Consider the following 12810-nt stretch of genomic DNA (forward strand, 5'->3'; position numbering starts at 1 on the left):
GGGTCGGCCGGCGACGGTCACGGTTTCTTCGCCGCTCTGTTCGTCGGTTGCGCCATGGCCTTGTGCGGGTCCTTCAGCGCGGCCAGGATGATCGCCTTCGCCCTGGTCACGGCTTTCACGCCCCGTGGCGTGCGGGTCACCGAGCTGGTTACCGCCTCGTACGCGTCGATCGCGTGCCGCGCGAAAGCCCGGCATGCGGCGTCGAAGTCGAAGCCGGGGTCCGAGGCGCCGTCAGAGCGCGTGAGCCGCCTGAACCGTGACCAGAACTCGTCCTCGGCCGACGGCCAGTACCGTGCCGCGACCGCGTCCAGCCAGGCCCCCGGATCGTTCTTCCTGTCGTCCGTGTACTGCAGCCAGGCTTCCTTCGTGGCCTGCTGCAGCCGGTGGCCGAAGAGCTCGCCGAGTTCGCGGAGCAGGCGTACGGGCCGCTCGGTACTCACCACGTCCTCCTCGACTCGGGAAAGAAGCACCGGGGTCACGGAGTCGACGTACTGGTGGTTGGCCGCCTGGCTGTCGTCCTGTTCGAAGCCGAGCGCACGGACGCGCAGGTGCTCGCTCACGTCGAAGGCATGGTCCATGACCTTCGGCCGGACAGGGCGTGAGTCGTTCAGCTGCTTGAGCAGAAGGGCGTCGATGTCCCGCCACAGGGAACGGGAGGAGCGCGCGAGCCGGGGAGTGGTCCTTCCGTCCTTGTCGATGTCCCAGATCAGATAGTCGTCCTCCGGCCGGATCCGCTCGGCGTCGTGAGCCCATGTGATGTAGGCGTCGGCCGTGTGCTCGCCGTCCGGCGCGGGAACGAGGTGGAGAGCGTGCTGCGAACAGGCGGTGAGCCGTGAGCACGGCCCTTGCGGCTCGGGCATGGGCTTGAGCGGGTCCGGGAGGTCGTCGCGCTCCCACGGGCACAGGTCGGTGTGCCGACTGACGTCGCCATCCGGCGGGGTCAGGCCGGCCAGCAGCGTCAGGAAGAGGTTGTCGCACTCCGGGTGGTACGACAGCGCCGCCCGCAGCGGTGAAGCCTTTGCATAGTGGTGACTCACGGATCCGACCGCACGCCTCGACAGGCCACCGGGGGCTCCCCAGAAATGCCAGTTCAGCAGCGACAGCGCAGCCTGCGACAGATTGGGCGGCACGGGCCTTTCCTGGCTCCAGTGCCCGAACCAGGAGTGGTTGTTGCCCGCTGCCCGGCTCATGACCAGTTTGTGGACCCCGGCGGTGTTGTTCCTGTCGCACTGGTCGGGGAGGCGGGGGTCCTGGAGCCAGGGGCGATCGCGATCGAACAGATCGAAGCGGTGGCTCCACTGGTCGAAGTAGCCTTCGACACCGGCCCTGCGACCGCCTGCGAGTTCTGTGCTCCCCTCAGGAAATCCCTGCTCAAGGATTTTTTCCCGCCGGTCGCCCCAGCTTCCGGGCCCGGCCTCGTCCAGACCGGTGATGCGGGCGGTGAGCGCGTACAACACACGCAGCAGCGCCGAATGAGCCGGAGCTTCCGGGATCAGCAGGGTTCGAATCTCCCGGGCGTGCAGAAAGAGACTCCTGAGGCCCAATATCGGAGGTCCTGATTTTCCCTCCACCCATGCGACTGGAATCCATGGCCGGTCGATCAGATTGGACACAGGCGTATTCCCGCCCCTCCCCCGTGGTCTGACGTCCACCGAATGCTAGAGGGCCGTGCGGGGACGGCGTGGGCGGTTACGGCAATTGATCGATCTCCAGGCCGAGCTCACTCAGGCGGAACCGGCATTTCGCACTGGTGTGCACCCATGCACCCTCTTCCTCTTCCTCTTCCAGGTTCAGTCGGAGGACATTCGTCAGGGCGGCCGTGCCGCGCCATTGGCCGTTGGCATCACCCTTCACGGCTTCGACGAGTCGTTTCGGCACCGGGATCAGGTAGGGGACGAGCTGACCGGGCTTCGGTCTCCTCTTGGAATCGAGTTCGAGCTTCCGTTCGAGGACGCCTTCCTCCAATAGACGCACCGTCTGCCCCTGCTGATGAAGGGGGTACAGGCACACCACATGCGCCATCTCCTCACCGAGCACGGAGGAGAGCAAGTCTGGAGTCGTTCCGGGGTGGTCTCGGCTCAAGAGGCCGAGGTCACCGTCGAGTTCCCGCGGACCCGGTACGGCCAGCCAACCCGCAGTACCGTCGGCCCGGCGTTCCTGGACCGTGCGGCGGTTGTCGAGCTGCTGGAGTTCCCGCGCCCGAGGATCCGCCAGCCTCTGGACAAGATCTTCGCTGTACACGGCGTCCAGGAGCACGGGCAGGCCTTCGGGCAGAGATACCGTCCTGCCGGCCCCCAGGAGCATGTCCGTGCGCCGCACCAGAGCGGGGTCGTCCAGAGGGGACTCGTTGTCCGCTCGGAGCACCACGAGCCGCGGCCGGCCACCCGTGCTCTGCGCTGCGCGGGCCAAGAGGCGCCCGAGGGGTGCGGGCCCGGACAGGACGAGGTCGAAATGGAGGCCTCGGACATGTTCCAGCATCGGCGTCGTCACCAGTACTGAGGGACCGGTGGCCCCACCATCGGCAGAGAAGGCACTCCGGCAAGCTGCGAGACGCCGCCACCGATCCTTATTGGGCATCTGTTCATGGACCAGCGCTACGTCAAGCCCGGGCTGATCCTGCGTGAGCTGACGGAACGTGCGGATGGCTTCCTCGGGCGTCGACCGGTACACCACGGCTCTTCCCTCGCCGACCGCGACCATCGCCTCGACGAGCGCCCGGATCTCGCCGTCACTCGCACCGTCAACGACCCTGATGTCGAGCGTGGCGGCACGAACGACCTCGGCGGGCTGCCGGGGCAGGTGCCTGTCTCCGGACAGAGCGTCCACGAACGACCACCCTGGCGTCCGGCGAGGCTGCACCACCGGTTCCTTCCCTCCTCCCGCGCCCCGACGGTATGCCGCCAGCATCGCGTCCACCGACCTGTCCGCAGCTGTCGCGGCCAGGACAACCGGGATCCGCAGCGCAGCGGCCCACTCAAGGAAGCGAAGCATCAGCTTCTGCCCCCAGACGCCGCGGGCATGGGCTTCGTCCACGACGACGACCTTCCCGGAAAGCGCAAAGAGTCTCATCACGTTGAACTTCACCGGCATGACGGCCTGCAGAAGCTCGTCCACCGTCCCCGCGCCGAGGGGAGCCAGAAGCGCCCGGTGATGGGAGTTGAGCCAGCTGTTCGCTGCCAGGGCCCACGCCTCACCCGGCTCCGCGCTGACTCCGTCAGCCGCGCCGGCCCGCGCCCACTGCTCAGCTGCTTCCGCCGGCTTCATGCGCGAGGAGCTGTGGAGCAGAAGCGACCGCCGAGGGCCGGTCATGGCTTGTTCGGCGAAGGCATGCACCTGCGTCATCTGACTGTCGGCCGCCGATCCGGTCGGCAGTACATAGAAGAGGCCTCGGGCCTCAGCCGCACTCCCAAGAACGCCCGCCGCACGTAGAGCAGCCTTCGTACGGTCCTCTGACGGCGGCATCGTCACGACCACCATGCCCGGCCCGTACTCGGTCACCAGGTCGGGCAACTGGCCCGCGACGCTTGCCTCAAGGCCGGTCTCGCTCCCGCCCTGCACCGGTTGCGGCGGCCGAGTGAAGCCCGTCCCGAGCAGGTCCGCCTGGTGCACCAGACGGGAAGCCGCTGTGCGGGCGATCTTCCAGTAGGAGTCGAGCTCTTCGGGAGTCCCAGCCCATCGCTCTGGCCTGAGCCGGGACAGGATCTCTCCTTCGATGCTGGCCAGCCAGTCCGACAAGGTCACCAACCCCGTCAGGACGACAGCCGCTCCCGGTGTCATCCGTCCTTGCGGAACCGGATCCGCCCCGACCACTCTGCGCACCTCGTCGAAGTGGATCCGCCGCTGTTCCTCCCACCCACCCGCGCCCAGGCCCGGGTGGCGCGCGACAGGAGACCTCAAGTCCTTGTGACGGACCACCGGGTGGTAGTGGCCGCCGTGCCCGCCGAGCAGCTGGGCCAGCGCATGACTGAGCTGGGACTGTGGACGTCGCCCCGACGACGCGTAGCCGGCGTCCCTCAAGGCTCCCGCCAGCCACCAGTGCGCCGCCGCTTCGTGCGACTGCCTGTCCTGCGCGGCGCAGACATCGAATCCGTACCCCGGCTCACCGGTCAGCTCCTGGGCCAGCAGCTCCCCGTGCGCGGCTCTCGGCCCACCCGAGTGCAGTTGGAACGGCACGCTGATCTTCGCGATGTCATGCAGTCCCGCCCAGAATGCCGCGAGTGCGCGCGCCTGCGCGTCAGTGACCTGCAGCGCCTCTGTCACCATGCTCCGTTGGTGCCCGGTCAGCAGCTCGTCCCACACGACTTCCGCAACGGCTGCCGTGTCCAGCAGATGACAGATCAGGGGATGTGTGTTGGCCGTGCCGAGAGCGTTCTTACCCAGCCCGGCAGCCTTGCCCCAGAGGCGGCAATCCAGGGACATGACGCTCCTCTGTCACGGGGTTCGGTCCATGCGAGTCGCGGAAGAACGCGGCAGACAGCGGCTGGCCGGAGCTGCCCGTCGCCTTGCCGTGCCCCGTCGAAGCGGGAAGACCGGAATTCGTCCCCATCGACTACACCAACGCGCTCCTCCGCGTAGAGTAGCCAATGCTGTACGCCTCCCTGGGAGGTGCGCGGAATCCAAGCCGACTTTCCAGCCAATGGCGCGTCGAGACGAACGCACGACCCTCTCGAGGGATGTGGCGCAACCTCGGCTCTGTCTGCGCCTGGAGATGCAGTGTTTCGGTTCTCGCACAAGTTCGTCATGCGTCGCGAGGTCCTCCTTGAGGTATCACGCATGGTGGTCGGCGCGGTAATCCGTGTCCTGATCAACGAACTCGTCAGCTGGCTCATGTGAGTCGACGGTGACGGGCCCCAGGGGTCCGTCACCCTTTTCATTCCGGCGCCACACCCGCGATTGTCGCCACACCCTTCACTTCACCGAATCCCCGCCCTTCCATCCGGTCCTGACGGGCTTGGACCATCTCATCGGCCGACGAAGTGCACCGAGCGCGGGCGCCGCATGCGCGCCATCACCCGCGCGCGGAACGACCCACCGGCGCAAGTCGGCCAGGGAACTAGCGACAGCCCCCGTGACGGACGGACCTCTTCGGAGCGAACGTGGACATCCGGTGGAGACACCGTGACAGGATGTCGACGTCTCACCGGACGGCTGCATTGTGTCAATTCAAGGGCAACAGAGGGAAGATGAAGATATTTCGGCGGCGCGGAGCCTCGCAGGACCAGGATCGTACCGAGCAGGCGATCCAGGAGTACCGGACCGCGTACGAACGGGGGCTCGCCGCCGAGCAGGGCCAGGAGCCGGCGCGGGCGCTGGCCGAGTTCGCGCGGGCGCAACACGCCCTGGACCGTTTGGACGCCGCCTCCCCCGGCCTGACCGAGGTTCCCCAGGCCCGAGCCGGACTGCTCTACGCCATGGGACGGGCCAGGACTGATGCCGGAGACGTGACCGGTGCAGTCGCAGCCCTGGACCAGGCCGAGGAGCTGTACCAGCGGATGGAGTCGGAGCAGCTCGCCACCCGGAAGGAGGGTGAACAGCGGGGTGGCCGGCAGGAGACGGGTCCCGTTCCCGCGGTCTTGCTGACGGCCGATGTCCGGCTACGAAGGGCCCGAGCCCATGCCGAGTGGGACCGTCCCTTCAGCGCCCTCAGCGATCTGGACATGTCGATCGGTGGGTACATGCGGGCGGGAGCCTTCTCGCCCCTCTCGGACCGTTCCGGGGACGCGGCCCGGATCCTGGCCGTCGGGGCGAGGATCCAACTGCGGGTGGGCGACCATGAGCTGGCTCTGGAATGCGGCCAGGAGTCCCTCGCCCGATACCAGGAGATGGGCGGTGTCGGGCCGGAGGCGATCCCGTACGCGATCGGTTTCGCCGCCCCGGTCGTCTCCATGCTGGAGGCGAAGCGTGGGCAGTGGGACGCGGCGCTGGCCGTGGACGGCTTGATTCTGGAGGCCGCAGAACTCGGCGGGGTCGGGAGTTCAGGAGCTCATGCCCGGATCGGTGTCCACCTGAGAGAGGCCGGGCGGGACGCGGAGGCGGCCGGACATCTGGCCATGGCCGCGCGCGGGTCGCGTGATCGGATCGCGGAGATGGAGCGGGAGTTCGGGTCGGTGCTTGCGCCGAGTCTGCGGGAGGTACTGCTGGAAGCGGAGCGGACGGAGCCCACGAGGCTCGCGGTGGGCGTGCGGTCCGGCGCCCCGGATCCGCTGGAGATCCGGACGCTGCGACTCTCCCTCTGCGGCGGGGACGGAGCCAGGTACTCGGCTACCGGCCGGATGAACGTGGTCGACGCTGTGCCACGTCAGGTCACTCTGCTCGCCCGAATCGGCCGGCAGCTGATCGCGTCCGAACGCCTTCCCTCGGCATTGCGCGTGCTCTGGGAGGCGCTGCTGCTCTGCGATGCCGCCAGCCGCTGGGCCGCCTTGAACACCGGCGCCTCCACCGCGGCCGTGCCGCTGCGCGAGGCAGAGGAGAGCGCCTTGGCCGGAGCGGCCGTTCTCGTCGGCATGCTGAAACGATCCGGGGATCCGATGAGCGACGCGCTCACCGCCGACCTGAGGAACGCCAGGGAACGCCTGGGCCTGTCGGCGCACTGAGCATTTTCAGGGTTGCCGTTCCAGGGTGAGGACGGCTGCGGCGATTGCGGTCGTGCGGTTGGGGCAGCGGGCCTTTCAGGCTTGTCCGACCGGTCCAGACAGCGGACGGGGACCACGGGCATCCGACTACCGGCCAGGAACGGCGGCACCAGGTCGGCATCGATCCGATCGGCCCATGACACACGTGCCCGCACACAGGACTCGACACGCGTCGTCCCGAGTCCGGCGGCCCCCTCAGTCCGAGCCCGAAGCAGGTGCGGTTCGCGTGTCTCGGCACGACGGCCGCCAGCGGGAGCCTGGTCAGTCCAGCCACTGATTTACGCAGGTCAGCGCACCCGGCCACGCGGCTTCAGCGGTGTGGTGGGCAGTTGTGGGGCAGGCAGGCGGGCACCGTGGTAGCCGTGCACTTCGCCGAACCGCGAACTCTTCTCCCAGTCGTCTCGCGCCTGGACGATCTCCTCCTCCGTCCGCCCGATGAAGTTCCACCACATGACGATCTCCTCCGCGAACGGCTCGCCCCCGAGGAGCATGAGTCCGGCGTCGGAGTCCGCGCGCAGGGGCAGTTCGCCACGGCCGCAGCCGAGGTAGAGCATCGATCCGGGGAGTACGGGCACGCCGTCGACGTGGGCCTCGCCCGACATCGACAGGACCGCGTACTCGAAGTCCGGGTCGAGCGGCAGGCGGGTCTCGGTGCCCGTCGCGAGGGCGAGGTCGATGCCGACGATCGGGGTGTAGGTGGTGCCCGGCGAGGCCGCGCCGTCGAGTTCGCCAAGGATCACCGTGGCGGTGAGGCCGGGGGCCGTCACCGTGGGGAGGCCGGCGTGGTGCTGGAAGTCGGGTTCGACGTGACGGTGGGCCTCCGGTAGGGCCACCCACAGCTGGGCGCCGTGCAGAAACCGGGCGTGGCTCTTCGGGCTCTCCTCGGAGTGGCTGATGGCCCGGCCCGACGTCATCAGCCCCAGCTCCCTGGGGTGTACGGTACGCAGGCTGCCGAGGCTGTCACGGTGGAGCACCTCGCCCTCGTGCAGCCAGCTCACGGTCTGCAGCCCCATGTGCGGGTGGGGCGGCACCTGCATGCCGGGCTCGTCCGCGATGTCGTCGGGGCCGTAATGGTCGACGAAGGCCCAGGCGCCGATCATGCGGCGGCCGAGGTTCGGCAGCAGCCTGCGCACTTCGGTGGACTCGCCGAGCCGTACGTGGCGCGGGGTGAGGAGTTCACGTACCGGTTCGGCGACGACGAAGCCCCGTCCGCCGCAGACGGACAGCGTGGCCTGGCGATCGAGGTTGCTCATGGTGGTCAACCTATTGCGCTCCGGCCCGGCCCGAGGGGCAGTGGCGCGATCGCCACCTCGCCGATTTAGTGGAATATTCAACCATCGCGGTATGTTGTCGCGAGCACACGGGCGGAAGGCCGGATCGGCCGCCCCGCCGGCGGCAGAGGAGGAAACCCATGGACGAGACCTACTACGAGTTCGGCACGGCCGCCGACCGCTGGAACCGCGCGCAGTTCTTCTTCGACGCGAAGGAATACCTCACCGCGGCGCGCATTCTCCGCGGGCTGGTGGACGAGGTCCCCGAGCAGGTCGCCCCGCGCCTGCTGCTCGCCCGCGCCTACTACCACTCGGCGCGGCTCGGGAAGGCCGAGGCGGAGCTGCGGATCGTCCTGGAGCGCGACCCGGTCGAGGACTACGCGCGCCTGCTGCTGGGACGCACGCTGGAGCGCCAGGGCCGGCACGAGGAGGCCGCGCCGCACCTGCGGGTGGCCGCCGCTCTGAACGGCGACTTCGCCACCGACTGACGTCCCCGCGTCCCGTGGCGCCGGAGGCAGCCGCTTCAGGGAAGGGCGTACGACGCAGAGGTGTGCGGCCGGAGAGCTCTCCGGCCGCACACACACGCGGGTGCTCCGACCTCGTGGGTCGGCCGCGGGGTGGGTCAGCCCACCGCCCCGGCGGTCCGGGGCGCACCTTCCCGGGAGGCCGCGCCGCGCTCGCGCGAGGGCAGCAGCAGGCGCTCGGTGAAGGCGCCGAAGATCAGCCCGAAGCTCACCCAGAGGGTGGCCTGGACCGCGAGGGTGGAGAGCCGGAATTCCCAGAGCAGGGTCGCCGGGAAGTCCGCCCCCACTTCGTCGAACGACGGCAGGAACACGTAAGCGAGCGCGATCAGCAGGACGTATCCGGCGGAGGCGGCGACGGTCGCGTTCCAGTTGCCGAGGCGCGGTGCGAGTCTCCTCCCGGCGATGACGGCGGCGACGGCGAGCAGGATGCTGAGCGCCACCATGAGGAAGAACAGCCCCGTACGTTGCCCGATGGTGTCGGGGTTGCCGACGGCCGGCGGGTTGGCCGGGTACTTCAGGAACGGTACGAGGTACACGGTCAGCAGCGCCGCACCCGCGACCAGGGCCGCGGTGGCCCGGGGGCCGAAGTTCCCGATGCGGCCGAGGGCGTAGCAGAAGACGAGTGCCGCGATGCCGCCTACGGCGACGCCGAAGACGAGGACACCGGTGGCGAGGCCGCCGGTGGCCTGCATCGTCCGGCTGACCAACTCCTCGCCGCCGTGGTGGTCGTGGCTGTGGGCCTCTTCCAGGGCGATGGACGCGTCCACCCGGGATTCGCCGAGGAAGTAGGCGACGAGCAGCGCCGCGACGCCCGCGAGCAGGCCCGCGAGCATGCCGCGGACCAGGAGCGCTCGAACAGATATGGAATTCATGAGAGTTCGGGTCCCCTGGGGTCTAGTGGCAGGGGAAGCCGAGGAGGTGACGGCCGTCGTGGACCCACTCGTGAACGGCCTCGCCGGAGATGACCGAGGTGGCGCCCTGCTCGGCGCCGACGAAGTACAGCAGGACGAGCATGAGGATGCCGAAGAAGACCGCCCACGGGGCGATCGCCTTCAGCGATATGGGGGTGACGGCGGGTACGCCGGTCGAGGGTGCGGCAGTGTGTGCCATGGCAGAACCTCCTGAGGGAACACGCGTCCCGATCGTGGTGCCTGAGACGACGGTGCTGGGTCTGACTTCCCGCAGGTACGGGTTCACAGTGGCGCGACCGTGCCGGATTCTCACCGGACTTCCGTTGCGCCGTCGTCATGCTGGTCAGACCATAGCGCCTGCGTTCGGGCGCCGCCATGGCGCATCCCGCCGCCTCTTACTCAACGCCAGTACGCGCAGGGGCCGTTGAGGAAGAGGGAGACTTCCGCGACGGCCCCTCGGGTGACATACGTCTCACTGACGCTGAACCCCGCGCGGGGCAAGTCGAATTCGCCGACACCGGTGCCGGCACCGGCACCCCTCGGATCCGTACACCCCCACAGCCCGGCCACCCGGGGCCCGGCGCACCCGGCCTCGGCCGTGCGCGACCGGACGCACGGGATCCCAGGCCCGCCCAGCCCTCACCCCGACGCGCCCAATCGCGCATGGTCACGCACAGTTGTGCACCTGGCGGAACAAAGGCAGCACATCCGCACGCGCGACCGACGTCCGGTTTCCCTCACTCCCGCCCCCACCATGGCTGGAAATCACCCACAGGGTTCGCGTCCGAGCGGTGGCCCGCACGGCGAACCCCAGGGGCCTCCGTCCGATCCTTGCGGGTGAAGCCCGATGGAGGGTCCGCACCATCACCGCAGTTCAGATGGCATCTGTGCGCACACCCTCTCCCATCGTGGCGAGCGGACCCCACCCCCTCGCCCCCAGCCAGAAGCCTCACCCCGGACCGTCGGGCGCAGTTCGCTTCACGTCCGCATGTCTGAAACCGGCCCACGCACAACCCTTGACCTCGGCGCGCGGCGGCGCCTACTTTCCGTGCAGCGATTCGTCATATTGACCAATGTTCATATACATGAACTCGGAAAGGTGCTTCATGCTAGAGGGCGTTCTGTTCTTTCCCGTGACTCCGTTCGCTCCGGACGATTCGGTGGATACCGCGAAGCTGGCGGAACACGTGCGAAGCGGGGTCCGCGCCGGAGCGGGCGGCGTGTTCGTCGCCTGCGGCACCGGGGAGTTCCACGCGCTCGGTGTGGAGGAGTTCGCCTCGGCGGTGCGGACGGCCGTAGAGGCAACGGGCGGTCAGGTTCCGGTCTTCGCCGGTACGGGCGGTTCGCTGCCTCTTGCCCGGCAGTACGCGCGGGCCGCGGAGGAGGCCGGTGCCGACGGGCTGCTGCTGATGCCTCCGTACCTGGTGGCAGGAGAGCCGGCCGGGCTGGTCGCCTATGTGCGCCAGGTGGTCGCGGCCGGCTCGCTGCCGGTGATCGTCTACCAGCGGGGCACCGCCCGCTTCGATGTCCCCTCGGCCCTCGAAGTGGCCCGGATGCCCCAGGTCGTGGGCCTCAAGGACGGCACCGGTGATCTCTCCCTGCTGTCCCGGATCGTGACCGCCGTCCGCGCGGACGCCGAGTGCGGCGGTGCGGGATTCCAGTTCTTCAACGGGATGCCCACCGCGGAGGGCACCGTGCTCGCCTACCGCGGCATCGGGGTCGAGCTGTACTCGTCCGCGGTGTTCTGCTTCGCCCCCGAGGTCGCCCTCGCCTTCCACCGGGCCGTCACCTCCGGGGACGACGCCACCGTCCAGCAGCTCCTGGGCGGCTTCTTCCATCCTCTGATCGCACTGCGCGAGAAGGTCCCCGGCTACGCGGTCGCCCTGGTCAAGGCGGCGGTCCGGCAAGGAGGCCTGGACGTCGGCGGCGTACGCCCCCCGCTGACCGATCCCACGCCCGAGCACCTCGCGGAGCTGGAACGGATCGTCGCGCGGGGCCGCGCCCTGGCGACCGCCGGTGCCGGCGTCGGCGTCGGTGCGGGCGCCGGGGAGGTGCTGTGATGGGCGACAGCCTGCGGATCACCCGCATCGAGATCACCCCCGTGGCGTTCAAGGACCCGGCCCTCCTCAACGCGGTCGGCGTCCACGAGCCGTACGCGCTCCGCGCCGTCGTCGAGGTCCACACCGACCAGGGCGTGTCCGGGCTGGGCGAGACCTACGCCGACGAGGGGCACCTGCGCCGGCTGCGTGCGGCGGCCGACGCGATCACCGGCATGGACGTGCACGCCACCGGTCCGATGCGCCGGCGGATCGCCGAGGTGATCGGCAGCGACTCCGGCAGCGACGGCCACGGCCTGACGGGCATGATCACCACCAGCAGCACGGTGGACCGGGTCTTCTCCCCCTTCGAGGTGGCCTGCCTGGACATCCGGGGCCGGGCCGTCGGCCGCCCGGTGAGCGATCTGCTCGGCGGTGCGGTACGCGACCAAGTGCCTTTCAGCGCCTATCTGTTCTACAAGTGGGACGCGCACCCGGGGCACGAGCCCGACGGCTGGGGCCCTGCCCTGGACCCCGAGGGGATCGTGGCGCAGGCCAGGCGCATGGTGGACGAGTACGGCTTCACCGCCATCAAGCTCAAGGGCGGAGTCATGCCGCCGGAGCAGGAGGTCGAGGCGGTCCTGGCGCTGCGTGAGGCCTTCCCCGCCACCCCGCTGCGCCTGGACCCCAACGCGGCCTGGACCGTTGAGACTTCACTGAAGGTGGCGCGCGATCTGGAAGGCGTGCTGGAGTACCTGGAGGACCCCACCCCCGGGCAGGAGGGCATGGCCCGGGTCGCCCGCGAGGCCTCGATGCCGCTGGCCACCAACATGTGCGTGGTCGCCTTCGACGAACTGCACTCCTCGGTGCGCCAGGACGCGGTGCAGGTGGTGCTCTCCGACCACCACTACTGGGGCGGTCTGGAACGTTCCAAGCTGCTGGCCGGGATCTGCGACACCTTCGGCATGGGCCTGTCCATGCACTCCAACTCCCATCTCGGCATCAGCCTGGCCGCGATGACCCACCTGGCGTCCGCCACGGAGAACCTCTCCTACGCCTGCGACACCCACTGGCCGTGGAAGGACCCGGCGGAAGACGTGATCGTCCCCGGGGCCCTCGGTTTCCGCGCAGGTTCCGTCGCCGTGCCCCGTACCCCGGGCCTGGGGGTGGAGCTGGACCGGGACGCGCTGGCCAGGCTGCACGAGCAGTACCTGCGCTGCGGTCTGCGCAACCGGGACGACACCGGCTACATGCGCCGGCTGGACCCGTCGTACGAGAACAAGTCGCCGCGCTGGTGACCCTGGGCGTGGGGGGGCCCCCCCCCCCGGGGCCCCCCCCCCCGGGGGGCGACACCCACCCACACCACCACCCACCCCCCCCCCAAAACCCCAACCCCACACGAGCCCCACCAGGGGAGGGGGGCGCCCCCCGGCGGC

Annotated in this window: 9 protein-coding genes and 1 riboswitch; of the genes, 4 read left to right on the plus strand and 5 right to left on the minus strand. The window is 69.4% G+C overall.

From position 1 onward, the window contains the following. Positions 1 to 17 precede the first annotated feature (17 nt). Both casA and ACFWEE_RS22450 read right to left on the minus strand, forming a co-directional pair. Positions 18 to 1613 carry a type I-E CRISPR-associated protein Cse1/CasA gene (gene casA, locus ACFWEE_RS22445; RefSeq protein ID WP_386891518.1) on the minus strand — a complete coding sequence of 532 codons (1596 nt, stop codon included), beginning with the start codon at positions 1611 to 1613 and terminating at the stop codon, positions 18 to 20. 76 nt (positions 1614 to 1689) lie between these two features. Continuing rightward, the gene (locus tag ACFWEE_RS22450; RefSeq protein ID WP_386891519.1) at positions 1690 to 4419 is read right to left on the minus strand and encodes a CRISPR-associated endonuclease Cas3''; all 2730 of its coding nucleotides are present in this window, start codon (positions 4417 to 4419) and stop codon (positions 1690 to 1692) included. Between the two features lie 764 nt (positions 4420 to 5183). Here ACFWEE_RS22450 and ACFWEE_RS22455 point away from each other — a divergent pair. Beyond that, positions 5184 to 6593 (plus strand): hypothetical protein, encoded by a 1410-nt coding sequence (locus tag ACFWEE_RS22455; RefSeq protein ID WP_386891520.1) that lies wholly within the window; start codon positions 5184 to 5186, stop codon positions 6591 to 6593. Positions 6594 to 6919: 326 nt separating this feature from the next. Here ACFWEE_RS22455 and ACFWEE_RS22460 read toward each other — a convergent pair whose 3' ends face one another. Beyond that, positions 6920 to 7885, minus strand: a complete 966-nt coding sequence (locus ACFWEE_RS22460; protein WP_386891521.1) for a pirin family protein — start codon at positions 7883 to 7885, stop codon at positions 6920 to 6922. Positions 7886 to 8043: 158 nt separating this feature from the next. Between ACFWEE_RS22460 and ACFWEE_RS22465 the strand changes: the two genes are divergently transcribed. Further along, positions 8044 to 8391 (plus strand): tetratricopeptide repeat protein, encoded by a 348-nt coding sequence (locus ACFWEE_RS22465; protein ID WP_386891522.1) that lies wholly within the window; start codon positions 8044 to 8046, stop codon positions 8389 to 8391. Between the two features lie 134 nt (positions 8392 to 8525). Here ACFWEE_RS22465 and ACFWEE_RS22470 read toward each other — a convergent pair whose 3' ends face one another. Together ACFWEE_RS22470 and ACFWEE_RS22475 are read right to left on the minus strand one after the other, a co-directional pair. After that, complete coding sequence (locus ACFWEE_RS22470) at positions 8526 to 9299, minus strand: CbtA family protein (RefSeq protein ID WP_386891523.1); 774 nt, start codon at positions 9297 to 9299, stop codon at positions 8526 to 8528. 22 nt (positions 9300 to 9321) lie between these two features. Continuing rightward, positions 9322 to 9537, minus strand: a complete 216-nt coding sequence (locus tag ACFWEE_RS22475; protein ID WP_386891525.1) for a CbtB-domain containing protein — start codon at positions 9535 to 9537, stop codon at positions 9322 to 9324. Between the two features lie 3 nt (positions 9538 to 9540). After that, a riboswitch (adenosylcobalamin (AdoCbl) riboswitch) is annotated at positions 9541 to 9687 on the minus strand. A gap of 757 nt (positions 9688 to 10444) precedes the next feature. Here ACFWEE_RS22475 and ACFWEE_RS22480 point away from each other — a divergent pair. Together ACFWEE_RS22480 and ACFWEE_RS22485 are read left to right on the plus strand one after the other, a co-directional pair. Continuing rightward, positions 10445 to 11398: a 5-dehydro-4-deoxyglucarate dehydratase gene (locus tag ACFWEE_RS22480; protein ID WP_386891527.1), complete on the plus strand. Its 954-nt coding sequence runs from the start codon at positions 10445 to 10447 to the stop codon at positions 11396 to 11398. Then, positions 11398 to 12672 (plus strand): glucarate dehydratase family protein, encoded by a 1275-nt coding sequence (locus ACFWEE_RS22485; protein ID WP_386891529.1) that lies wholly within the window; start codon positions 11398 to 11400, stop codon positions 12670 to 12672. The genes ACFWEE_RS22480 and ACFWEE_RS22485 overlap by 1 nt, the downstream gene beginning before the upstream one ends. Positions 12673 to 12810: the final 138 nt, after the last annotated feature.

This window comes from Streptomyces sp. NPDC060184 (assembly GCF_042728795.1).
Classification (GTDB): Bacteria; Actinomycetota; Actinomycetes; order Streptomycetales; family Streptomycetaceae; genus Streptomyces.

Bases quoted from the DNA above. Each gene is read 5' to 3' on its own strand.
- ACFWEE_RS22450 (WP_386891519.1), bottom strand. From the start codon at position 4,419: ATGTCCCTGGATTGCCGCCTCTGGGGCAAGGCTGCCGGGCTGGGTAAG.
- ACFWEE_RS22455 (WP_386891520.1), top strand. From the start codon at position 5,184: ATGAAGATATTTCGGCGGCGCGGAGCCTCGCAGGACCAGGATCGTACC.
- ACFWEE_RS22460 (WP_386891521.1), bottom strand. From the start codon at position 7,885: ATGAGCAACCTCGATCGCCAGGCCACGCTGTCCGTCTGCGGCGGACGG.
- ACFWEE_RS22465 (WP_386891522.1), top strand. From the start codon at position 8,044: ATGGACGAGACCTACTACGAGTTCGGCACGGCCGCCGACCGCTGGAAC.
- ACFWEE_RS22470 (WP_386891523.1), bottom strand. From the start codon at position 9,299: ATGAATTCCATATCTGTTCGAGCGCTCCTGGTCCGCGGCATGCTCGCG.
- ACFWEE_RS22475 (WP_386891525.1), bottom strand. From the start codon at position 9,537: ATGGCACACACTGCCGCACCCTCGACCGGCGTACCCGCCGTCACCCCC.
- ACFWEE_RS22480 (WP_386891527.1), top strand. From the start codon at position 10,445: ATGCTAGAGGGCGTTCTGTTCTTTCCCGTGACTCCGTTCGCTCCGGAC.
- ACFWEE_RS22485 (WP_386891529.1), top strand. From the start codon at position 11,398: ATGGGCGACAGCCTGCGGATCACCCGCATCGAGATCACCCCCGTGGCG.